The following is a 24298-nucleotide window of genomic DNA, read 5'->3' as shown; positions in this document are numbered from 1 at the left end:
ATAGGGTAGGTAAGATGGATACCATTCAATGCGAACATGTGCCTAAAATCTACAGGCGTCTATATCGATGCACATCTACAGGTAACTATTGTCTTGAATTATGCTCTAAATGTGCAGAAAATGAATCCCCTGAATTTCTGATAAAAGAAGAGTTACTTGAGGAGGATTTGAAAAATTGACAAAATCTGAATGCATTCAATCACTTAAGGAACAAAATCTAAAACTTTTCCCCTTAAAAGACAAAAGACCTGCTGTAACTAATTGGCAAAAATATATCGGTGATGTAAAAGAACACCAAGCATTTGGAATTGTAATGGGTGATGAATCAAATATTTTTGTAATTGATGTAGATGACTATTCATTATTCCCACACTTTGTACAATTTTTAGATAAAACTTATGTTGTAAAAACTGGAAAAGGATTTCACATATTTGTAAAAGCAAATAGTTTGCCCAATACAATGCGATTAGACAATAATAAAGATCAACATATAGACATTCAGTCTACTGGAAGTTATGTTGTTGGTGAGACTTCAAAACATTATGATAGAACATCTTGTGGAGATTATGTGGAAACAGGAAAAATATATACAAAAATTTCTAAAACACGAACAATCAATTATATTGATTTTGAAAAAGAAGTTAAACCAATTCTTGAAAAATTAGGATTTGATTTAATTAAAAAATCTATCAAAGAAGAACTATCAAATGCCATAAAACATGGAATAGTTAAGGGAAATAGAAACAACTCCTTATTCAAACTGTCTTGTAATATTCTTAAAACTGTTGGAGATGATGATATAGCATTTAACACTATTTCAACAATAAATGATAAATCTAAAGAACCATTAGATGGTCAAGAACTTGAACAGCTATTTCAATCTGCAATGACATATGTCAAAGATGAAATTCTAGAAAGTAATCAAAAATTCAAAATAAGTGATAGAATAGAGTATGAACTCTTAGACAAATCTCCTAAAGAATTACGGGCAATTACCTTAGATGATGATAAAACAAGGCTAATTCTTGTCTATTTGCCTGTAAAAATAGAAGAAAATGGAATAGAAACTTTTGATTCCAAGGCGTTTATAATATCAAACGGAATATCTGGAAAACAAATACGAGCGCTAGATGATACTCAATTTAAAGAACAATACACTAGCAATATTTTTTCAAGTTTTAAAATACTGAATAATAAATGGAAGAACAAAGACATTCAAAAATATATTCAATCTAATGATAAAGTAAATCCAAAAGAAGTCTTTGAATCTCTTCACAATCTTGAACTAAAATATTTTGAGTACGAATATGATTATGATTATTATTACAATCCATGTTGGATAACACATACATATTTTTACACTTTATTTGACATTACACCTTACAATGATTATTCTGGAATGAAGAATACAGGTAAATCAAAACATCTAAAATTCTTGAGGATGACATGTTATGGCGGAATCTCTTCTGGAGACGCTAGTATTTCCTCTATCTTTAGAACAATTCAAGGTACTGGAGCAACTTTGTTGTTAGATGAAACTGAAAATCTCAAAGGAGGCAAAGATGATAGAAGTGATTTTGAGAATTTACTTAGAAATGGTTTTTCAAAGGAAGGACTAGTCACTAGATCAAAAGAGGGAAAGAATAAAGAATTTCATCCAGAATTCTTTTCTGTTTATTCCCCAAAAGCATTAGGTCATATTCAGGGTTTGGACAATGTTTTAGAAGACAGATGTATCAAAACTAAACTTAGACGAACTACAAACAAGACCATTGCAGATAGTGAACCTGATGAAAACGATGATCCACAAATTTACAAAACAAGAGAATCTCTATACAGGCTATTCTTAGATTATGGCGATGAAATATACTCGTTAATTCCTAAAGCAAAAGATCTAATCAAAGAGTTATCAGGAAGGGAAATGAAATTATGGCTTCCAATAATTACTACGGCTTTATTTTATGAAACATATGGAGTAGTAGGAATCACTGATAAAATTACTTCAAAAATGCTTCATACTTCTGAAGATAAAAAAATATCCGACATTGAGGATAACCTTGACTTTAAGATTTTACAGATCTTAGAAAAACTAGAGTCAATTCCTACTCAATCACGCCTACTCTATAATGCAATTAATGATTCGTTACAAGAACAATGGAGATTGGAATCTCTTGGTGATGCTAAAATAAAACAATCTCTGGAAAGACTTGGGTTTAGGAATAAAAGAGGAAACAAAGGCGTTGTGTGGAGTATTGTATATGAAAAAATTCAAGAAGCAAAAGAACGAATAGGATTGATAGAACCTACACAAGCTACATTGTCAGATATTGATTATAGTCATAAAAGTGTAGGAAATGCAGGCAGTGTAGGTAGTGTAACCTCATGATAACGTGGAGATTAAGAGAAAAGAAAAATGACTAACAGTGGATTAGAGGATATTGGAAGGAATTATTTCAAACAAGAATATGTCTCAGAACTGCTTCCATTGGAAGATATTCCTAATTTCAAGCAGTTTTTTTGTAAATACTTGTTAGAAAAACAACACATTACTGAGGATAATTTAGAGGAAAGTTTTAGGAGATGGTGCAGACAACTCAGTAGTGGAAGAGCTTTTCCTGACATACGTAGATTTGCAGTGTACATACTTTGGTATTCCTGTGAATTAAGACAATATCATATTGCAAGATTATTAGCAGTAAGCACTAGAACAATAAGACGTGATCTAAGGGTCATTGAAAAACAAATGTTTCACTAAGCGGACATTTTTCCGGTTATTTTACGCCTACATAATGTCCGATTTTAAAAAATTTTCGAGACTAATAAAGTCCAATTTAGAGCACGTATCTAAGGGTTTCTTATGAATAGGATACTTTATTTTTAAACACTAGATCTACATTTGGATTGTGCAAAAACTAGAATCAAAACTAATATCAGACATTGAAATTTCCAATACAGTTTGTACAGCAGATCTTAAACAAGAAGTTGACATATCATCTTTTAATGAATATGAATTCCTTAATTCAAATCTTGATTTGTATTCATGTGGATATATCAAAGATGGAACAATGATTGGAAAAGTAATAGTATTTGGAAATGGAAAATTAATTTCAATTGGAACAAAAAGTCCTGACCAATCAAAAAAAGAATTAGAAAGAGCATCTCATATACTACAAAAATATAAACTTACAAAATACACAAAAATCAAATCTAATATTAGAAACATTGTTGCAAGATTCGATCTAAAAAGAAAACTACCTATTGAGAAATTAGCAAGAACAATTCCAAAAAGTTTGTATGAACCTGAACAATTTCCCGCATTAATATTTAGAATACATGGTAATTGCACCATAATGTTATTTTCTTCAGGTAAAGGAATTATAACAGGTACAAAATCAATTGATGAAATTAATACTACGTTTTTTGAAGTAAATCAAAAGATAAATAATTAATTTTTATTCAGTTTTACACTAGCAATTTTTTCTAGTAATATTTCTGCTGATTCATCATTTAGATCTTGTGAGATCAGTTTACCTTCAAATGCTTGTTTTAGAATAGTAGAATATAGTAAATCTACTTGTAATAACATTTGATGAATTATATTTTCAATATTTTTAATATATGAAAAAGACTGTTCTAATTCAACAACTATTTTTTGTTGTTTATCATTGGGTGGAATAGGTATCATTACCTCTCTAATATCTTCAAGATGAAAATTTTTGATGACACCACCTTTGATTTGTTGGGATATATCTAAATGATTAAAATAATTATGAAAGATATATTTTAGATATTTACGATTAATTGTTTTTTTTGGTTTTATCAATGCAACACTTACAAACAAACTAAATGGAATTTTTGTATCTACCAAAGCCATTCTCCCAATAGTACCACTTTTAGTAATCAAAAGATCACCGTACTCAGGTTTGCATCGTTTTATCAAAGTATCATGAGTTTTTTTTGAGACATACTTACAATTGTCAAAGTTAATTTTTTCATTTTGTATATCTTTTACTGAAATAAATGGAATTCCAGTAGCAGTATATTCAGGAGTAAAATGAGTTCCATCAGTAATTTTTATGCATATATCGTTGAGTTTTTTAGATTCATAATCAAAAGTTAAACTTTGAAGTGTGTTATTCAATAATGATTGCTCATATTGTTTTAATTGATTTTGTGTATGTTTTATCAAAGTTTTAATTTTTTTTAATTTAGAAAATAGATCATCAATTTTTTTAATTATCCTTTTTTGCTCTTCTAATGGAGGAAGTTTTATTTTTAATTCTTTAATTTGTCGTCCAGAAATTGCTTTGAAAGTAGTTCCAGTTCCAATAGTGTTTAAATTATTTTTAATAAGATTGAAAAAATAAATAAAAAATTTGATATCCATTTGTTTTATAAGGGGTCTAATAGATGCTAATCCTCTACCTATACAACATGGTTCACTACTTAAGTTAGTAGAACCAACTGGAGCTCTAACTGATAAAAGGAGATCATTTTTTTCTGCAATTTTCTTAGGTTTTGAACACCAAATTCTTGTTGTAGGATATAATTCACCAAAATCCGCTTTTCCTTGAAAAAATGGTAGTCCTTCTCCCACAGAATTATACGTGGATGATGGAGGGGATTGACCTAAAATAATTGAACAGACATTTTCTAGACTTGTTTCAATCCAACCTTTTGGAAGATTATTTTTTTCCAAGATTATCAATCAACTCATTTATTGAATCAAGTGCAGATTCCAAGTTCTCTTTGATTTCATCAGCAATAATTTCAGGTGGCGGTAGATTCTCAATGTCTTCTAATGAGTCATCTTTGAGCCAAAAAAGATCCCATGATGTCTTGTCTCTTTTGATTAAATCATCATAGGAATAGGCACGAAATCGTTCACTTTCCTTTCTTTTGAGGATATTTTTAGCATTATAGCACTTTACAAAGTCATCCAGATGTTCTCTACTCAATTGATTCTCTTTTAGTGTAAAGTGCTGATTTGTTCTAAAATCATAAATCCACATTTTTTCAGTCCATGCTTTGCCATCAGTTCTTGCAGGTTTTTTATCAAAGAATAATACATTTGCCTTTACACCACCTGCATAAAATATTCCAGTTGGTAATCTTAGCAAAGTATGACAATTCATCTGTTCTAACATTTTTTTCCTTACAGTCTCACCAGCACCTCCCTCAAAGAGAACATTATCTGGAACTACAATTGCACATCTGCCATTAACTTTGAGAATTGTTTTTACATGTTGTAAGAAGTTTAATTGCTTGTTTGATGTTGTTGTCCAAAAGTCATCTCTTTCATATGACATTGATTCTCGTTCTGCTTTACCAGATTCAGAGAATATGATATTGCTAGACTTTTTACCAAATGGGGGATTTGTCATTACAATATCAAATCTATCACCAGAATCTGAAATTAACGAGTCACCTGCAGTTATTTGACTTTCAGTTGAACCAATACCATGAAGATACATACTCATTGCACACAGCCTAACCACTTCAGTTACAATATCCCAACCCTTGAAGGTTTTCTCTTTAAGGAATTTTTTCTCTTCAGGATCTAAATTATAATTTTCTGTGAGATATTTGTGAGCAGACAAGAAAAATCCACCAGTACCACATGCAGGATCTCCAATGGTCTCCTTTGGTTTTGGCTGTATAACATCAACTATAGCTGAAATCAATGAACGCGGTGTAAAGTATTGACCTGCACCTGACTTTACATCTTCTGCATTTTTCTCTAATAATCCTTCATAAATTTCTCCTTTGATATCAATATCCATTCCGCTCCAGAGGATTTTGTCTTTGTCTTTTGAATCACCATCAATTAGTTTGACTAGTCTCTCTAGTTTTGCAGGATCTTGGATTTTGTTTTGAGATTTTCTAAAAATCACGCCTAAAAGTCCCTTTTCTCGGGCTAGATTTTCTAGTACATGTCTATAATGATTCTCTAAGTCATCACCAGTTTTATCAATTAATGTACTCCAATCATACTTTTTTGGAATGATTGATGGTTTTTTGAATGGTGGTTTTGTTTGCTCGTCTGCCATCTTCAAGAATAATAAATTAGTTAATTGCTGGACATAATCACCATAAGATACTCCATCATCTCGTAATACATTGCAGAAATTCCAAAGTTTTGCTACTACTACTGGTGCTTCATTTGACATTTTTCTTCCTCTTCGATGGTTTTTGTTTTTGTATTAACTGTTCTTTTTCTTGTTTTATTTTTTGAAGTAGAATTTCTGCTGGTTCATCATTAGGATCTTGAGGGACTAATTTTCCTTCAAATGCTTTTTTTAATATAGTAGAATACAATGTTTCTAATTTAGTTAATAATGAATTTACAACATTCTCAGTGTTTTTGATGAGTGAAAGATATAGTTCTAATTGAGAATGTATTTCTTTTTGCTCTTCAAAAGACATCAATGGTAATGGCATCATCATTAATTTAGTAGAATTAACATTTGCCTGCCCTACTTGTTGAGTTACAACAGAACTAACATATAATTTTCCAAAAATACTATTGATATAGTAGGATAACAAAGAAGGAAGAAATGTATTTTCAAGAAGTTTCACTCTAATAAGATATCCAGCAAATACTGCAGAGGGGTGATGATTATAATAAACTGCTGTTTTTCCTACAAGTTCTGCACTATTAGTTCTGTTGAATAAAACATCACCATCTTTAAGTTCAAATGTTTTAAAATGTTCCCAATTATTTGGATAATATTTTAATTTATTAAAATCTAATTTCCCATCTTGTATATTACCCATTCTTAAAACTGGAATTTTTGATTTTGTAGTTGTTGCTTTTTCAGATGTACCATATTGAATTTCTTTTGAAACATTTGCAATTTTTATCCAATTCCAATTATCAGGAATTTGAAAAAAACCAATTGTATTAGGCTCAATATTTTGCAATTTTTTATCCTGATTCTTTTTTTCTTCATCTATTTTTTTAAAAATATTATTTAGAGTAGGATTATTACACTCTCTCCATTTCTTTGTAAGCTTGCCCTCAAATGCAAATTTAAGTAATGTTTGTTCAAATTCATCTAATTCTATTTTGACATTATTAAGAGTAGATTTTATATTATCTAATTCTGAAAATAATACTTTTATTTTATTTACGATTCTTTTTTGTTCATTAAATGGAGCTATAGGTATCTGTAAATTTTTTAAATCATTAGAAGTTATTCCTGTAATTGTAGTTCCTTGTCCATTAAAAAAATCTGTTAATGTTTGTAGAAAATAAACAACATAAAATGGATCAACATCACACATTGTTCGTATTGCAGATAATCCCCTCCCAATACAAGATCTTGTTGGATTGAGATTAATTGCACCAGTTCCTGCTCTTACACATAATAATATATCATCTTTTTCAGCTATCTTTCTTGGAACCGTACACCATTTTTTGATAGTGGGATAAAGTTCATTGAATTCTGCTTTTCCTTGAAAAAATGGTAGTCCTTCACCTTTGTCATTATATGTAGAAGATGGTGGAGATTGACCTTGGATTAAAATTGTAAAATTATCTAAAGAAGATAAACTCCATCCTTTTGGCAAGTTTTTTTGTTCTAAGAGTAAAATACTCATTGATTAATCAACACCTCATGTAATTCCTCTAATATTTTCTCATAGTCAGTTCCAAATATTTGATAAAACTTCACTCTACCACCTTTTTGATTAAATGGAACATCATCTAGATCATCAATACTAATTGAAACAGAACTTGCAATGGAATTTTTTATCATCACAAGCCATTCTTTTTGTTCTGGGGTAAATCCCCTTCCAGATGATTCTTGTGAAACCAGCCATTTCTCAAATCTTGAATCAATAATTTCTGAAAAGGGCAATAGTGATGATTCCTTACCTGAGGAATATCGAATAATTGGAATCAAATCAGTTAGCATTTTGACTGGATTAGCCTTGACTTTGGATTTATCAAGCCTCTGATAGGCACCCCATAGAGTCTCAGGCGTGAGATTATAGGGAGGTTTTTCAATAGCATTTGCCAACTCCTTGATATCTGCAAATGTTACTTCTCTCATTTTGTATGGCTTTGAATAAATAATATCAAGGGCAGTAATCTGATCTTTATTTTTTTGGATAAACTCTGACCAATTCTCTATAGTCTTTTCATCTAGTTTGTGAACATCTGCAGAAAATCCTGCCTCTAGCAATTCATCAATAGATTTGTCATCAATTACTTGTTCATTTCTAGACTTTACATCTAAAATTGTTTTACGAAGTTTTGCTGAATCAAATACTTTGCATGCATCATTAATCATTTGTTTTGATACTGTTCTGATTTGATCTTCAGTTGGCTCATCAGTTTTGAATTGCTCTCTTGCTTTTTCTACCCGTTTGTCTGGATCAATTCCATCAAGTAATGTTTTTTCAATTTCAACAAGTGATTTTCCTTGACTTGTAATCTCATCTTTTTCATCTTGGGATAATTTTCTATTTAGTCTTGATAATCTATACACTAAACTTTCAATATCACCAGTATCAGCATTTTTATCAGTTGCTTTATCTAGTAATGCCTTAAACGAAACATTTGGTTTTGTAGATAATGAATGTGTATCACTCATTGCATGCTCACAAACACCTACTGCATCAATAATTACAAAGTGAGTTTTTGCTTTTGCATCTGGAGTTACTGCCATTAAATCATCAGGAGATATAGTTCTAGTTCCTCTACCTTTCATTTGATCAAAGTAGTTTTTTGTTCTAACATCTCGCATAAAGATAATACATTCAAGTGGCTTGATATCAGTACCAGTTGCAATCATATCAACAGTTACTGCAATTCTTGGCATTGGTGAATTTCTAAAACTCTTGATTAGTTTTTCTGGATCTTCTTTAGTGCGGTATGTAATTTTCTTGCAAAACTCATTACCTAATCCAAATTCTTCTTGAACAATTTCTGTAATGTCTTCTGCATGTGAATCATCTTTTGCAAAAATCAAAGTCTTTGGAACATTAGTTCTATTTGGAAAAATCTCAGGTAGTCTATCTTTGAAGGTACGAATTACTAGTCTGATCTGGTCTTTAGATACTACAGTCCTATCAAGTTCATTTTGTGCGTAAATTAGGTCATTATCAAGCATTTCAGCCTCTTGTTTACGCGTAAGGCGGTCTCTTTTTTCAATAAACTGTCCTGCATCAACTGTACTTCCTTGATTGGTGATTTTGGTGCGAATCTTGTATACATGATATCCAACATTTACTTCATCAACTACTGCTCGCTCATGATTATACCTCATAACCTGATTGTTATTGAAAAATCCAATTGTATCATTTGACGGAGTGGCAGTTAGTCCAATTAGAAATGAATCAAAGTAATCAAGAACTTGTCGCCATTTATTGTAAATGGAACGATGACATTCATCAATTACAATAAAATCAAACTCTCCAATTGGAATATTTTCATTATATTTTACATCTATAGGTGTTTCATCAGGAGGATTATCAAAAAGGGATAAATCATCATTTTCATCATGATATTCTTTTTCTCCTTTTAGAACTGAAAACATTCTCTGTACTGTAGATATTACAACTTTGGCAACAGGATCTATTGTATGTGATTGCAATTGTTGAACATTATACAAATCAGTGAATTTTCTACCATCATCAGGGGTAACATATTGTTGAAACTCTTTTAATGCCTGTAGTCCTAAATTATTTCTATCAACTAGGAATAATATTCTCTTTGCCTTTGCAAATTTGATTAAGCGATAAATTGTAGTGACAGCAGTAAATGTCTTACCAGAACCTGTTGCCATTTGAATTAATGCACGAGGTTTGTTTTGGGAAAATGAATCCTCCAAGTTTTTAATTGCTTCAACTTGACATATTCTTAAATTATCATAATTTAGTTCAGGAATTTCTTTTAGTCTTGCACGTAATGTCTTTTCTTCTTGTAGCCATTCTCGTAATTGTTCAGGTCTATGAAATGAAAATACATAGCGTGAGCGATGATTAGGATCACGTCTATCTGCAAATTTAGTTTCAATTCCTGTTGTTTCATACGAGAATGGTGGTCTAATTGGAGCAGATGTGAATTTTTCATGTAAACCATCTAGATACTTTTCAGATTGTTCTACTACTCCACTTAGTGTATGACCATACTTTTTTGCCTCTACAACTCCAACAGGTTGTGAATCAATGAAGAGGGCATAATCTGCATTATCCTTACTTAGTGGATATTCCCTTACTGCAACTCCTAATCCAGCACTAAGATTTCTATCCTCATAATCTTGAATAATCCAACCTGAATCAGTCAACATTTTATCAATGTCTTTGCGCGCTTTGTCCTCAGGATTCATAACATAATCACTTCATTTGATGTATTTATTCAGGGTCTCAAAGGTCATATCTTACTCCCTCTTGAACTATAGTCATATTTTTTGCAACTTTCTTGTATGCCTCAGGAGATTCTGTATGAACAGGATACAACATCTTTGCTCCAATTTCAGATACTGCATCAAGCAAGTCTTGACCTCTTGCATGACCTGAACAATGACTCTGAAATTTATGCATTCCAAAATGATTAATCCATGCATCCAGTCTCTCTTGAGATAATTTTTGCTCCTCATTATATGGCTCTGATGATGAGTGAATGTATCTGGCACCAGACTTTAGTTGCATATCAATTAGTGCAGTAAAGCTGTAAAATCCTATAGCACACAATACTTTTTCAGGTCTTTGAGCAATTTGTTCAGCAGTCCAAGTATTATGCAGGTCTAAAAATTCTCTATCTTTACCCTTGTAGTCTTTATCTGAATACTGCCCTGATCCTCTTTTAGGAAGATAAATGATAATGTCTTCATCATCAATGTTTGGTACCTTGAGATGTTTGTCTTGCGATAAATGCTTCAGAAAGAAAGCATCATTCATTTTTACAACAAATTTTCTTCCTGTCTCTTTTGCAATATTATAAAATGTCATTAGCCTATCTACATCTTTGAAATTAAAATCTGCAAAGACAAGATTGTTAGTTTCTTCAACTGTCTTTTTAGATTCTTGGTATACCTTTTGTTCTGATTCTTGTGTTTCTTTATCTGTAATTCTTGTTCCTTCAGAAATTAATGCAATTGGTTTTACTTCTTTTGCTTTGTCAATAAAGTCCTGAGTCATCTCTGGATGTGTTCCATGTAGTCTGATATCGCCAGTATATGCTATGGCACCTTCAGAAGTGTAAATGATAAAGCCATATGCACTAGGTACTGAATGATCAACATGGATTGGCTCTACTTCTAATGAACCAATTTTGAATTTATCACCTGTTCTAAATTCGTTAATCTTTCTTTGAATTGGAACATCCTTTGCACTATACGGTCTTGGTTTAAAATCAAGAATTTCTTTTTCGATATTTCTCTGGGCTCTCTCTGATAATGCTTTGAGAATAAGATGACATCCTGCACCCATGTGAATTGGAATATCTTCATGCAAAAATGAAATGTAATCAGCATGATCTGCATGTGCATGAGTTAGCAATACTGCATCAATGTCTGGTTCTTCTGGTTTACGTCCTGCCATTACCATCAAATCATCTCTGTATGCTCCCTTAATTTCAGGAACTAATCCCATAGTTAGAAAATCAACTATGCCATTAGAGGTTCGAGGGTTTAGATATTCTTCAAAATATGATGCTCTTCGAGAAAATGACTTGCCAAAATCTAGGAATACTTTGGTATCTTTGTCTTCAAGTAAGATCTTATTTCCACCAATTTCATTTACTCCACCATAAAAGGTAAGACTGGTCATAAAATGATGAATTTAAGATATTATTAAAAAGGATCTGTGAAAAACACCCCTAAAGTTTTTCTATGGACATAACACAAAAGCAATGTTTGATGTATCAAGATCTTGTCTGGTAATTTTAATCAACAATATCTGTTATCTATTCATTAATGATTATTCAGTATTTTGTTCAATTCTATGTCTTTACTTGTAATGATATTGGTCTTTGACCAAATCTACTCAAAACTAAATTTACACTTTCTAAAAGTGGTACTAATTTTGGATAGTTTGTATTTTCAAGTAGTTCATTTTTGATAATTGTCAGATAATGTCGCTTTTGTCGCACTTGACGTAGTTTTTGAGATTTTGATGCATTGTAATTTTTCAAATCACTTAGATTAGCTGAAATATCACACAATTTGATGAGTTTTGCATCAGCAGATGCTTCTTTGAGTTGTTTGACATATGCCTGCTCTCTCTTTTTTCTTGGCAAGGACATATCTTTGGATAGTGATGATACCAACACTGCAACTTTGCTACCAAACTGTTCATACAAATCATCAAAAGTTACATCAGTATTCTCAATAGTATCATGAAGCCAACCTGCACAGAGAATCTCCTCATCTATTACACCCAGACTTTTGAGTCTATTTGATACGTCATCAAGATGCTTTGAATAGGGAGTAACTCCATCTTTTCTAGTCATTTGTTTGTGTTTTTCTTTTGCATACAGTTCTGCATTTTTAACTAATTCCAAGAATATCTTATTCCAATTACAACAGTATTACCTTCAATATTATTTTAAATAAATTCCTTAAAATTTTAATGACTATAAAAAAAGCAATTAAAATTCTGGACTGGTTTATTGAACTACAAAAAAATAGGTCAGAGGGGTTTGCAGATCCACAGAAACTATGGAATCAAAACCATGATTTTATGAGGGATTTTGCCAAATCACTATCAGACTCTATCCAAAATGAAGTTGAAATCCTTCAAATCTTACGAAAAGAATTAGTTCCAAACTGTAAGCATCCAAAGAAGATGCAAGATATGGATTCAAATGGAAATCGATATTGCATGAATTGCAATATGGATCTCTAATTTTTTTGATTTTCGCGCAAAGTTTATAGCTTCCTTCACACAAAAGAAGCTGTGTTAAAAAAGAATTTTGTCTTAAATGACATTATTCAAGCTGATAGTAGTGAACTTTCTAAATATGTTAAACCTAATAGTGTAGCTCTAACCATAACCTCTCCTCCCTATAGGAATGCTATAGATTATTCTCAACATGTGACTAATGTTAAAAAATCACAAAATGTGTGGATGCGCGGAACTGGTACACAAACTACAGAAAAATACATGGAACTAATGGAGAAAATCTTCAATGATGTTTACAAGGTTACAAAAGAAGGAGGGTTTTGTTGTATTGTAATTGGAGATGAAGTGGTTAATGGAAAACTTTTGCCACTACCTTCCCTATTTTTAGATAGATTATGTTCACTTGAGAATGATGATACTCCAAACAAATGGAGATTTAGGGATATGATTATCTGGAACAAGGTTACATCAGGCAGAAATGGTGCAGGAAATCGATTTGGTTTATTTATTCAATATCCTATTGCAACCTATTATCGAGCCAATATTATGCATGAATACATTATTGTTTTGCAAAAAGGCAAGGTTCGTTCAGATATTTCAATCAAAGAAAAAGAAAGAGTTCCACTTAATAGAATTTTAAAAAGAGAAATAGCTAATTCAATTTGGAATATTGCTCCAGTTCCACCAAACTCAATTAATCATCCTGTACCATTCCCAGAACAAATCCCATTTAGATTAATCACATTGTATACCAAAAAGGGAGATGTTGTATTAGATCCAATGAATGGTAGTGGTCAAACAACTAAAGTTGCAAATCAGTTAGGAAGAAACTATATTGGAATTGATATAAGAAAAGAATATGTTAAAGAAGCAAAAAGTAGAGTTTCACAAAAATTGAAAATAAGTAATATGCTTATTCCTGTATATCATATTGAAGGTTGGGATGAAGAAGATCAAATTGGGTATTTTGAAACAAAAGAGATTGATCTATCCAAAAATATACCAACCGGTTACAAATTGATTCTAAAAACAGATTCTGAACGAAGTGTAAATGGAAAAACAGGCGTATATGCTTATTATAAAAATCCTGAATCAAATTATCTCTGTTTTATAATAAGCGCCAATGGAAAATTTAGTAGACTTAATCTGGGTTCATTAAAAGATTCTAAATCTATGTTGTATAATGTATTGACAAATTTACCGCATAAACCATTTATCAAAGCAGAACTCAATAGTGTTCTTGAAACTAGAATTGTCGAAAACAGACAACCAGTAAAGGCATGTATTGATATTCTAGAGCATCATTTAAACGCCGTAAAATCTGCAAAAAAAATTGCTTCAAAACAATATTATGAGTTAACTGCTAAGGGCAAAAAATTACAAGATAAAATCAAATTGAAATCTATTAGAAAGCAAAAAATAATTATGAAAAATAAAACTAAAAAACTCAAACTATAATACATGACATTATTAAACAAGTAAATTCAATTCAAATAAATTTGAATGATTTTGTTTTTAACCAAATTCTTTGTGAAGATAGTATTAACTTAGATAATTTCTTACCGTCAAACTCTGTAAATCTGAGTATAGTAGTTCCACCATACATTCATCTCAAAAAATATTATTCTGAAATAAGGGAATTAAAAAAATCTGATCCTAAAGTATGGGAAGAAAAAACACAAACTGGAAAATATCTCAAATTCATTGAAAAATCACTCGAAAAAATAGCAAAAGTTACCAAATCTGGAGGAATTTGTTGTCTGATAGTAAGTAATGATTTAGATCCAATTAATGATGTAGTTATTCCAATTGGAAATCAAATTTTTGTAAAAATTATGGATTCCAAAGATGTTTTAAAGAATTGGGACATTGAAGGGGAATTCATTTGGGTAAAAGCAAGTAAAGAATCTGTTAATGATGTTGAACCAATGGAATCCATTACCATGATTAGTGCTGATAAAACTCCCTTTTCAACTATTTACATTTTAAGAAGAAAAGGAGAAAATACTGAGTCTATTGGAATTCTTGATAGATTAGATTCTATCAAAATATCTGATAAGAAAAAGATGGAGATTTCTGACAGTATATGGTATGCACCATTTGAAAAATTTGATAAATTTCGTGACCAAATTCCTAAAGAAATTGCTCTTAGACTCATAATGGTATTTTCTAATGAGGGTGATCTTGTACTAGATCCGTTTGCTAGGTATGGCATCACAGCAATTTCTTCAAAAATTCTAAATAGAAACTATTACTGTTTTGATAAAAATCCTCAAAAAGTAAAAGAAACAAAAGCCCGAATTAAAAAATTTACAAATTTATGATATGCATATGATATTACATAACGCTTAACAACAGCTACATTTTAATGCAAAATACTTTGTCTGGCTCTGAGAATAATATCCATAGAGGATTAAAGAATAAAATTATAAAAATTCTTGAACGTTGTGATTTCGATAAATTAGATTCAGAATTACATGTTTCTTACAATAAACCTGACACTGATAATTTCTCGATGGATGTATGTGCAATACATGGGGAACATCTCATAATAATAGAATGCAAATCATCTGATGATAAACTAAAGGAAACTATTGATCATGCTCTTGTGAATTGGCAGAAAGTAGTAGATAACAAAATAAAATATGTTCTTTGTTCTGATCGTTCAACAATAAAACTAAATGATCTAAAAAATGTCAAACAGATCCATTATGGTATAGCCATTCAAAAAAGTGAAAGTAAAGAAGAAACAATTCAAAAGAGAATTGAATCAGAAGGAATGATTTTCTGGGGAAATGAAGCGGTAAATTACTTTTACAAAGCCTCAAAAATATTGTTGTCTGCAGAAAAATATGAAATTTTAAGAGAGTTTGGAGTAGAACCTGAAGTTGGAGATATACATCCGGAAGATGCTGTTAAACTAAAACAAGGTAAAAACGAAATTTATCTACTTGGAATTCACCCTTCAAGACTAATTGAAATGGGATATGTTTTTCGAAGAACTTCACACAGAACAAATTCATATCAACGAATCATAAAAGGAAAAAAATTAGAAGGTCTTAGTAAATTTTACAAGACTAACAAAGATCTACTTTTAGCTAATTCCGTCATTATCGCTTTTGATGATGATAGAAATATTCAAAAACAAATTAAGTGGGATCCCACTGACAAAAAATTGTATTTTCCAACATCTTATTGCTGTGCATGGATCATAGATGGTCAACATAGAATCTACGGTTTCAGTGATACAAAATACAAAAAAGTTACCAAAGAAAAAGAAAAAGAATTCAAAATACCTATAGTTGCATTCAAAAAATTAGAATTAGACAAACAAAGTAAAACATTTGTTGAAATTAATTATAATCAAAATAAAATTGATCCAGTTTTAATTCATGATCTTGCTTCTACATTCCCTTATCCAAAAAATGAATTGACTTGGGCAAGTCTAATTGTAAAAAAATTGAATGAAAGATCACCTTGGAAAGATATGATACAAACATCTCAAAATGAACCTAGAAAATCTATAAGCATTACAGGGTTTGTTAAACCTGTATTACTCAATACTCTTTTGGGCTATGATCCTAGTACTGGAAAATACACAGGTTCTTTGAATAAAGTATCTCCTCTAAATCAAAAGAAGACAACGTCAAGTAAGGAAAATAACAAAGCATTAGAAACTCAACTGTCTATACTTACAAGATTTTTTGAATCTGTGAAGAAAAATACCGAAGGTAAAACCAAAGCCACTAACAAATGGCTAAATTCAACAAATTATGCTGTAACTAGATTTTCTGGAGTAAATGCCTTATTGGTGGTTCTTAATGCAATTCTGAAAAAATACAAGTTTGCAAACGTGGATCTTGATGACTATCTGTCTGTTCTAAAAGATGTAGATTTTTCACAAAAAAGACTTTCAAAAATATCTAGGGGTTTTGGTCAGGTAGAAAAACTTAGTGAAGAAATAATTGATAAAATGAATGTTCATACAGGTGAGAATTTCAAACCAGAATATCCAAAACGTTACTAATAGAATATTTCTTTTAGAGTGAAAGATATCTTCTCAAAAATTAGATATTTCAATATGCTTAAGTTCATACGTTTTTTAGACATATTATGTCGGGATTTGGAGATTGTAGATGTTGTAAGAAATACAAGAAATTAACAACTCATCATGATAAACAACTAAATGAAAAAGTGATGATTTGTAGAGATTGTCATGATATCATAGAAGAATATATCAAAATCCAAGATAAAGTTCGTAAAGAGATAAAGAAACCAAAAACTAGAGCGAAACGATCCTAGCTCTACTTAGAAAAGTTTAAAGCTCAGTAGTTTCTATTATTATTGAATATGTATACTTCAAAGACTCTCGATTTAGACTCTTTTAATCCCTCTAGACCCGCTTTTAAATAATATCAAAGTTATCTATATGATATTTCAAGAAAAACTAGTGTTTAATTTCTGTATACTTTTTTGCAAGGTCTAGTAACTCATCAACACCTAATGGTTTTGAAATTACTCTGATTAATCCTTGTTTAATTGCCTCTTGACTCTTTGGTTCAAATTCTGAGAAGCCGGTGACAATTACCACATTTGCATTTTTATCAATCTCTTTGATTTGTTTGAATGCCTCATATCCATCAAGTATTGGCATATCTCCATCCATAATCACTAGGGATGGTTTTGATAGTCTGAATTTTTCAACTCCTTCTTGGCCATTTAGTGCAGTCTCAACTTTAAACTCATGTAATTCCAAGATTTCTTTGTAAATTCCAATTAAATCCTCATCGTCCTCTACTACTAGAACAGATCTTTCCATGCCCAAATAATACTCTCATACTATCCTATTAAAGACTCCGTCTGTAGGAAATATTACACATTGATGATTATGTAATTATTTTAGTCAAGAATTTTTGAGGTAAAAAGCAATTGAAGATTGATGAGAAGGTATATCCTTGTATACTAAACAAAAAATATGATGTTAAGAGGTTTAGAAATTGAGCACTGAACTAGTAAAGAAAACTTCTAGCAATGAGAATAGAACAATACTAATTGGTTTAGTTATCGTTTTGATTATCTTTACAGCTCTGTATCAACTAAGACCATTTTTAGATGATGAAGAATTCATGTGGATCTCAATTCCCACATATGCAATTACTCCTGCGATACTAACAGCATATTCTTCAATTCTTGCAATAAAATTATTCAGACAAAAACATTTTCAGGCAAAAGCTTTTGCAATATTTGCTGTAGGTGCGGCATTTTGGTTTGTCGCAGAACAAATTTGGCAAGCATATGATCATGTGTGGGAAGGCGAACCATTCCCATCTGAAGCAGACATCTTTTATGTTGCAGCCTATCCGTGCATGACTGCATTTTTATTCATCTCACTAAAGCCAGCAATGAAATCCATCAAAAAACCTGTTTGGTTGTTTGCCATCGGTCTGTCTTTTTCATTTTTAATTCCATCTGTATTGGCTGCATATGATGACATGGAAGGAGAAGACTTTTTCCCAACATCCATTGCATTAGCATATCCAATTTTAGCATCAATACAACTAGTTCCAGCAATTGTTGGAATTATGTTCCTAACTAAGAAAGGAGCAAACTTTTCTTGGATGCTAATCTTGTTTGGATTTATAGTCTACAATATCTCAGATACGTTCTTCTTATTTGCAGAATTAGATGGAAGCTACTATGATGGGCATCCCGTCGATTTAATGTATGTCTATAGCTTTGTGCTGTTGATTTTTGCATTTCATGTACGTCTTAAAATTGCAAACAATCCCACTGAAGAAAGTAAGGCAATGTTCTTCTCAGAAAATATTCAATTTGAGACAATTAGTCGATTTGGAATACCTTTGACTTTGGCAATTGTTTGTATGGTGATAGTTATCTCTCTAGTTGATGCAATCTTTTTGCAAACCGATGAGGAGTTATCTGCTCAAAACTTGATGGTTGGAGTTGTTGCAATGTTAGCTGTTTTTGCAGTAATTGTAATTACAATTAACAAAAATCTTTCTCGTCTTGTAAAAATGAGAACAACTGAGTTAATAGAACAAAGAGATAATCTTGAAAACCTTGTAGAAGAAAAAACACATGAGGTTCTTAAATCAGAGAGGCTATCTGCAATAGGTGAATTATCTGGGCGTCTTGCACATGACTTGAGAAATCCATTATCTGTCATGAAAATGTCAGTTGATCTTCTAAAACAAAATCCTGCTGATACTAAAATATCTGATGAAAGTGTAACTAAGAGAATTGATTTAATTGAGAAGAGCATTGATAGAATATCTCATCAAGTAGATGATGTTTTAGGATATGTTAGAAACTCTCCATTGAAATTAGTCTCTGTTAATGTTAAAGATTTGATTACAAGTTCTGCAGAAAAAGTTAATCTCCCAGATGATGTTACATTGGATATTTCTGGTAAAGATGTAAAGATTAACTGTGATCCAATAAAACTTGATGCAGTATTTATTAATCTAATTATTAACTCCATTCAGGCAATGCATGAAGGTGGCAAAATTAACATCAAAATTTCTGAAAAAGAAAAATATGCAATAATCCAGTTTATCGACTCTGGAGAAGGAATTTCTGAGGATAATATGGCAAAAATATTCGAACCTCTATTTACCACAAAACAAAAGGGAACTGGTCTTGGATTGGCAAGCTGTAAAAACATTGTAGAGCAGCATGATGGTGAAATCTCAGTATCTAACAATCCAACTACATTTACTATAAAAATTCCAACTACTCTTTCAATAGAAGTACCAAAACCAAAAACAACTTAGCTACTGTAACTTTCTTAGCAAAGTAAATCTACTCTTATCAGGATCAATTTCCTCATGCATATCCACATTGCTAACAATTTTTACCTTATAATTGAGCCATCTCTGTTTCATGTTGCGAAATTTATGAAACTCGTCAATACTCTTTTCTGATTCTTCAAATTTTTCACAATTCATAATGTATTTTCTTGCAACCCTATACATCTCTGAAACTCCTTTTTCTAGAGTCTCATCATCAAGATAATTCAATAATTGATGTGTAAAAACAAAATCAATCGATGAATCCTCAAATGGTAACTCTGTAATGTTTCCAATTCTAAATATTGCATTTGGTTGCTTTTCTCTTGCAATTTTTAATGCATTTTCGTTAAGATCTATTCCGTTGACTTCAAAGGTATCAGGAAATAGTCTTAGATCAATTCCTGTTCCGCAGCCAATCTCTAAAACACTAGTGCATCGAAGCGATACTGCCAAATCTCTTGTAAACTTTGCAAATTCTTCGTTATACCTTTCTTCATTTTCATCCGTGTATTTGTCCCAAAATTCTTTGTTGTAATTCACAAGACATTTTGATTATAGCTGTATTTGATATTAGTTGTTCAGTGTTGGCACTTGCAGGGAACAAGCTTTGTATCAAACGTGCAATCATGTGGACCATCTGATTTTCCTTGAGTTGGAATCTCCTTCATACAGTCATCATGCCTGCCTTTTCTGCAAAACCAGCAGATCTCCTCTGTATCCCCTGTTGCACAAGAGTCCATGAATAATTATCGTTATTTACAGGTAAAAAACTTCGTGAATTAAACAAATGTCAACCAAGGCAAGAATCTTTCATCTTTTGCCATTACTACATTTGAAAATGATTTTTGCAGCTGCTTTGTTATGCTTCCCATGTTGCCTGTTCCAATCTTTACCTTGTCCACTTGGGTTACTGATTTTACCTCAGCTGCAGTGCCTGTCATGAATATCTCGTCAGATGCATAGAGATCATCTCTTTCCAAATCCCGTTCTATTACAAATCCACCATTTTCTTCTATTAGTTGGATGATGCTGTCTCTTGTGATTCCCTCTAGTCCTCCAGCAGATAGTGGTGGTGTTTGAATAATGTCATCTTTTACAACAAAGATGTTCTCTGCACTTCCTTCTGCTATTTTCCCGTGTGAGTTTAACATTATTGCTTCATCATACCCATTCTCTAATGCTTCCATTCTTGCAAGTGCAGCATTTGCATAGTTTGATGCAGCTTTTGCTTGCATTGGTTGAGACCTTGAATCAATTTTCATCCAACTTGAAACTTTACATTTTGCACCAGAGAACTTTCCTGCCTTTGATTCTCCCATCTTCCATTCCCAACATGCAATTGAGACATCTACTTTATTCTCAGTGGGAGTAAGACCCATTGTTCCATATCCATAATATGCTAGTGGTCTGATATAGCACTCCTTGAGACCACTTGTCTTTACAGTTTTAATTACTGCATCTGAAATTTGTTTTTTAGTAAATTGCATTTTCATTGAATATAATTTGGCAGACTTGAAGAATCTGTCTACATGCTCTGGTAATCTAAAAATTGCTGAACCCTTTGGAGTATTGTAGCATCTAATTCCTTCAAAGATTGATGTGGAATAGTGTAATGCATGAGTCAATACATGAACCTTGGCATCTTTGAATGGTACTAGTTTTCCATTCATCCAAATTTTACCAACCTCCTTCATAGGAGAGGAAAAAAAACATGCTAATTTAAAGAATTATCTTTTGCAGTAGTATTTTGGCAAATTTGTAAAGTAAATAACTGATGAGTGGGAATTCCTATTATGGAATGGACTCTGGGCTTTGCAGCAATTGCATTGCTAGTTGTAGGCTTGGTTGGTCAGGCATTTGAGATGAGAAATATTCGCAAGTCCACATACAAAGACGATGAGCTAGCCTCAGCAAATATTTTTCTAAATAAGAAGAACTTCAAGTGGTACGCATTGCTTGGAATTGGAATTGTTTTGTGGTATGCAGCTGAGCGTATGTAAAATGATCTATATAGATCAGGTCTAAATACTAGAAATCCCTACTTAAAGTATCGCGTGTTTTGGGTAACGCCCGGACTAAATCTAGATAACGGTCCAAGAACAAACCCTTAGTGGTGGTACTGGTGAAAACCGGTAAAACCACACTTATCCTAAATAAAATTAATCTCTGAGACTTCTTTGTGTACTGCACTGATTGCCTTTCTAATATTATCATCAGTATCTTCTACTACAATAATTATCCTTGATGTCTCCTCTTGTGCATCCATGTTTAGTATGTTTAATCCAGCTTGGCCAATCTTTGCACTTGTTCTTGATGCAACCTGTTGAACTCTCCACATCTCATCACCAATCAATGTTATGACTCCTCGCTTGTAGGTAATTGTAGCTAGAGAATCAAAACCTAGTAGATATTTTTCATTTCTCTTTACATATTCTCCATCAAGAAACAAAATTCTTGAGAACTCTATTCCATCTTTTGTAAATGGTGATAGTATAATAAACTCGCTGTATCTCTTGTCTTTCTCAAGTGATGTTAATAGTCTTTGAATGCAGCTTGTTTCAATTCTAAATATTGCACAGTTCTCTTTTCCAGTAACTATCTTAATTGGATGGCCCTTTTGTTCATCTAATACTCTCTTTATTGTTGTAGTCTTTGATGGATTTTTCATGTTTGTAACTGTAATTGGCATATCTACTCCGTTTTCAACTATTTCTTTGATGGCAATTGGATCTAGAATTTTCATTCCAAACATGCCAGCTAGTCTTGCTTCGTTGTATGAGAGCTGTTTAACTTCTGTTAATCCTGATTCTACTATTTTTGGATCAGCTGATACTACTGAACTGTCCTTCTCAAAGTCTATTCTTGTTTGATATTTTTTGTAAAACAAGATTCCAAGATCAGCAGCTGTTCTATCAGAGCCCCCACGCTCATATGTAGTCGTAACATTTTCTACTGTCTTTCCAATGAATCCCCCAATAGATACGACTTCGTTATTCTCAACTAATTCTGCCATCTTGCCAATCTTTTCACGTGATTCAGAAATTCTGAAATTCGTTGATTCTATGTTATTATCAGTAATAATTGGCCAGTCCTCAAAACTTACTGCGTCACTCTTTATGCCATTGCTTCTTAGAATGTAGTTCATTACATGAGACATCAGTATCTCCCCAGAGAATGCTAATGCTCTTGAACGGATCTCGTCGGCAAACTCTTTGTTTGATAATGCCTCATCCAGTGCTTTTTGTGCCTTTTGTAGATGAGAATCAATAGTTTTCTTGCACTGATCCATATTTTCAGCATTTACCATCTCTAGAATCTTCTGATAGGTTGCCTTGACATCATCTAATGATGGAGTGGTGCCATTTTCAGCATTTTGTCCTTGTTTTATTATAACATCAGTTAGTGAGCGTTTTTTCCCATCGATGATAGTTAATGGTGCAGAAAACACTGCAATGACTTTGGAATCTTTTTTCAAATCATTAATTCTAGATACAATTCCTGGAATTGATGTTCCATTAGGACCAATGGCACTTCCTCCAAACTTGGCAACTACTAACTTGGTCATAGTACTTTTTCAAAGCTTAATGGCCTTCTATTAAGCATTTGATTGGATCATCTTTAAAATAATTTGAGATGCTTTTTCTGCTCCATTTGTATTGATTTGATTTCGCTTCTCCTCTAGTTTTTCTAAAATTAAAGAGTCCAGTCTTTTGACATCTTCAAAGGCAAATCCTTCTTCTCTGGCATTGTCTTCTTGCTCAAAATGACCTTTAATTGGAATAAATATTGAGGGTGTTCCATAATACCTGGCCTCATCTATAGTTGATTTTCCTGCTAGCGATATCAAAACATCTGCAGCATAGATATACTCATGCAGATTATTTACAAATCCTTCATTGCGTGTATTTTTGAATTCTTTACTAACTGCAGGACCTGCTACTAGAACTATTTGTAAATCTTGATTAATCTTTGATATTGCATCAAGGGCTTTTTCTATTAGAAAAATTCCTGAACTTGTTCCACCAATTGATATGAGAACTGTTTTTTTTGAAAATGAGAATTTTTCTCTTAGTTGCTCTCTTGTTGAATTTGTTTGTCTTATAATTGGTCCAACTCTTCTAATGTTATCATGATCATCTCCATCTTCAGGAAGAATTACTATATCACATTTTTTTATTATCTCTTTCATTGACTTGTTCATCTTTTTCTCAATTAGTGATGCTAATCCTTTGGTAAATCTAGTCTCTAAAATATCAGTGATTAGTATAGTTGGAGTTTTTTTGTTTTGTGCATTGCTTAGTGATGCAAAATCCTCATCACTAACTACTAAATCTGGTTTGTCACATTCCAGAATCTTTTGAGAAATACTTTTGCATTCTTTATAATATTGATAATAATTCCATAACCATTTTGCTGGATTTTGTAATGTTCCATTATTAATAATAAAATCTGGTGGATGATAAACATCCTGCACGTTAAAATCTAAATTCTTTAAGATTTTAGCAGCACCACTACCTGTAACAAAATTAGTTGAAATGTTTTGGAAATTATTTGCAATTGCAATATCTCTTGTCACATGACCTAATCCAATTGGACTGGAAAAAAAATTCAAAACTTTCATGAATTTCTTTGAA

23 protein-coding genes are annotated in these 24298 nt (G+C 31.8%); 11 read left to right on the top strand and 12 right to left on the bottom strand.

The window, feature by feature from the left end:
• The first annotated feature begins 14 nt into the window (after positions 1-14).
• The 4 genes from ACX119_RS09335 to ACX119_RS09320 all read left to right on the top strand — a co-directional run bounded on the left by ACX119_RS09335 (position 15) and on the right by ACX119_RS09320 (position 3449).
• Positions 15-179, top strand: a complete 165-nt coding sequence (locus ACX119_RS09335; protein WP_459350977.1) for a hypothetical protein — start codon at positions 15-17, stop codon at positions 177-179.
• A complete protein-coding gene (locus ACX119_RS09330; RefSeq protein WP_459350976.1) occupies positions 176-2386 on the top strand; it encodes a primase C-terminal domain-containing protein in 2211 nt (736 codons plus the stop codon). Before ACX119_RS09335 ends, ACX119_RS09330 begins: the two co-directional genes overlap by 4 nt.
• Before the next feature lie 27 nt (positions 2387-2413).
• Complete coding sequence (locus tag ACX119_RS09325) at positions 2414-2755, top strand: DeoR family transcriptional regulator (protein WP_459350975.1); 342 nt, start codon at positions 2414-2416, stop codon at positions 2753-2755.
• A gap of 148 nt (positions 2756-2903) precedes the next feature.
• Positions 2904-3449 (top strand): TBP family protein, encoded by a 546-nt coding sequence (locus ACX119_RS09320; protein ID WP_459350974.1) that lies wholly within the window; start codon positions 2904-2906, stop codon positions 3447-3449.
• Here ACX119_RS09320 and ACX119_RS09315 read toward each other — a convergent pair.
• The 6 genes from ACX119_RS09315 to ACX119_RS09290 all read right to left on the bottom strand — a co-directional run bounded on the left by ACX119_RS09315 (position 3446) and on the right by ACX119_RS09290 (position 12511).
• Positions 3446-4699: a restriction endonuclease subunit S gene (locus tag ACX119_RS09315; RefSeq protein ID WP_459350973.1), complete on the bottom strand. Its 1254-nt coding sequence runs from the start codon at positions 4697-4699 to the stop codon at positions 3446-3448. The two genes, ACX119_RS09320 and ACX119_RS09315, sit on opposite strands and share 4 nt — an antisense overlap.
• Positions 4686-6170 (bottom strand): class I SAM-dependent DNA methyltransferase, encoded by a 1485-nt coding sequence (locus tag ACX119_RS09310; protein ID WP_459350972.1) that lies wholly within the window; start codon positions 6168-6170, stop codon positions 4686-4688. The genes ACX119_RS09315 and ACX119_RS09310 overlap by 14 nt, the downstream gene beginning before the upstream one ends.
• Complete coding sequence (locus tag ACX119_RS09305; RefSeq protein WP_459350971.1) at positions 6160-7602, bottom strand: restriction endonuclease subunit S; 1443 nt, start codon at positions 7600-7602, stop codon at positions 6160-6162. The genes ACX119_RS09310 and ACX119_RS09305 overlap by 11 nt, the downstream gene beginning before the upstream one ends.
• Positions 7599-10337, bottom strand: a complete 2739-nt coding sequence (locus ACX119_RS09300) for a type I restriction endonuclease subunit R (RefSeq protein WP_459350970.1) — start codon at positions 10335-10337, stop codon at positions 7599-7601. Before ACX119_RS09300 ends, ACX119_RS09305 begins: the two co-directional genes overlap by 4 nt.
• 37 nt (positions 10338-10374) lie before the next feature.
• Complete coding sequence (locus tag ACX119_RS09295; RefSeq protein WP_459350969.1) at positions 10375-11778, bottom strand: MBL fold metallo-hydrolase; 1404 nt, start codon at positions 11776-11778, stop codon at positions 10375-10377.
• Between the two features lie 172 nt (positions 11779-11950).
• Positions 11951-12511, bottom strand: a complete 561-nt coding sequence (locus ACX119_RS09290; RefSeq protein ID WP_459350968.1) for an HD domain-containing protein — start codon at positions 12509-12511, stop codon at positions 11951-11953.
• A 68-nt stretch (positions 12512-12579) separates the two neighbouring features.
• Here ACX119_RS09290 and ACX119_RS09285 point away from each other — a divergent pair, with 68 nt between their 5' ends.
• The 5 genes from ACX119_RS09285 (at position 12580) to ACX119_RS09265 (ending at position 17154) form a co-directional block, all read left to right on the top strand.
• Complete coding sequence (locus ACX119_RS09285; RefSeq protein WP_459350967.1) at positions 12580-12855, top strand: hypothetical protein; 276 nt, start codon at positions 12580-12582, stop codon at positions 12853-12855.
• A 51-nt stretch (positions 12856-12906) separates the two neighbouring features.
• Complete coding sequence (locus ACX119_RS09280) at positions 12907-14310, top strand: DNA-methyltransferase (protein WP_459350966.1); 1404 nt, start codon at positions 12907-12909, stop codon at positions 14308-14310.
• A gap of 41 nt (positions 14311-14351) precedes the next feature.
• The gene (locus ACX119_RS09275; RefSeq protein WP_459350965.1) at positions 14352-15176 is read left to right on the top strand and encodes a DNA methyltransferase; all 825 of its coding nucleotides are present in this window, start codon (positions 14352-14354) and stop codon (positions 15174-15176) included.
• Between the two features lie 44 nt (positions 15177-15220).
• Entirely contained in the window at positions 15221-16879 is a 1659-nt protein-coding gene (locus tag ACX119_RS09270; protein WP_459350964.1) for a DGQHR domain-containing protein, read from the top strand.
• 86 nt (positions 16880-16965) lie between these two features.
• Complete coding sequence (locus tag ACX119_RS09265; RefSeq protein WP_459350963.1) at positions 16966-17154, top strand: hypothetical protein; 189 nt, start codon at positions 16966-16968, stop codon at positions 17152-17154.
• Positions 17155-17299: 145 nt separating this feature from the next.
• On the opposite strand, the gene ACX119_RS09260 is transcribed toward ACX119_RS09265, so the two are convergent.
• Positions 17300-17671: a response regulator gene (locus ACX119_RS09260; protein ID WP_459350962.1), complete on the bottom strand. Its 372-nt coding sequence runs from the start codon at positions 17669-17671 to the stop codon at positions 17300-17302.
• Between the two features lie 178 nt (positions 17672-17849).
• On the opposite strand from ACX119_RS09260, the gene ACX119_RS09255 reads away from it, so the two are divergent.
• On the top strand, positions 17850-19646 hold the full coding sequence (locus ACX119_RS09255; protein WP_459350961.1) for a sensor histidine kinase: 1797 nt from the start codon (positions 17850-17852) through the stop codon (positions 19644-19646).
• Here ACX119_RS09255 and ACX119_RS09250 read toward each other — a convergent pair whose 3' ends face one another.
• The 3 genes from ACX119_RS09250 to ACX119_RS09240 are packed head-to-tail and all read right to left on the bottom strand — an operon-like array spanning position 19647 to position 21358.
• Positions 19647-20204, bottom strand: a complete 558-nt coding sequence (locus tag ACX119_RS09250; protein ID WP_459350960.1) for a class I SAM-dependent methyltransferase — start codon at positions 20202-20204, stop codon at positions 19647-19649.
• A 38-nt stretch (positions 20205-20242) separates the two neighbouring features.
• The gene (locus ACX119_RS09245; protein WP_459350959.1) at positions 20243-20404 is read right to left on the bottom strand and encodes a hypothetical protein; all 162 of its coding nucleotides are present in this window, start codon (positions 20402-20404) and stop codon (positions 20243-20245) included.
• 39 nt (positions 20405-20443) lie between these two features.
• On the bottom strand, positions 20444-21358 hold the full coding sequence (locus ACX119_RS09240) for a branched-chain amino acid transaminase (protein WP_459350958.1): 915 nt from the start codon (positions 21356-21358) through the stop codon (positions 20444-20446).
• A 99-nt stretch (positions 21359-21457) separates the two neighbouring features.
• On the opposite strand from ACX119_RS09240, the gene ACX119_RS09235 reads away from it, so the two are divergent.
• Positions 21458-21664, top strand: a complete 207-nt coding sequence (locus ACX119_RS09235) for a hypothetical protein (protein WP_459350957.1) — start codon at positions 21458-21460, stop codon at positions 21662-21664.
• 149 nt (positions 21665-21813) lie between these two features.
• On the opposite strand, the gene ACX119_RS09230 is transcribed toward ACX119_RS09235, so the two are convergent.
• Together ACX119_RS09230 and ACX119_RS09225 are read right to left on the bottom strand one after the other, a co-directional pair.
• On the bottom strand, positions 21814-23229 hold the full coding sequence (locus ACX119_RS09230; RefSeq protein ID WP_459350956.1) for an amino acid kinase family protein: 1416 nt from the start codon (positions 23227-23229) through the stop codon (positions 21814-21816).
• A 30-nt stretch (positions 23230-23259) separates the two neighbouring features.
• Positions 23260-24285, bottom strand: coding sequence for a glycosyltransferase (locus ACX119_RS09225; RefSeq protein WP_459350955.1), 1026 nt, complete (start codon positions 24283-24285; stop codon positions 23260-23262).
• Between the last annotated feature and the right edge of the window lie 13 nt (positions 24286-24298).

The sequence above is a fragment of the Nitrosopumilus sp. S4 genome, assembly GCF_054515835.1.
The sequence above is the reverse complement of the archived record's forward strand: the minus strand, read 5'-3'. Positions and strand labels throughout refer to the sequence as shown.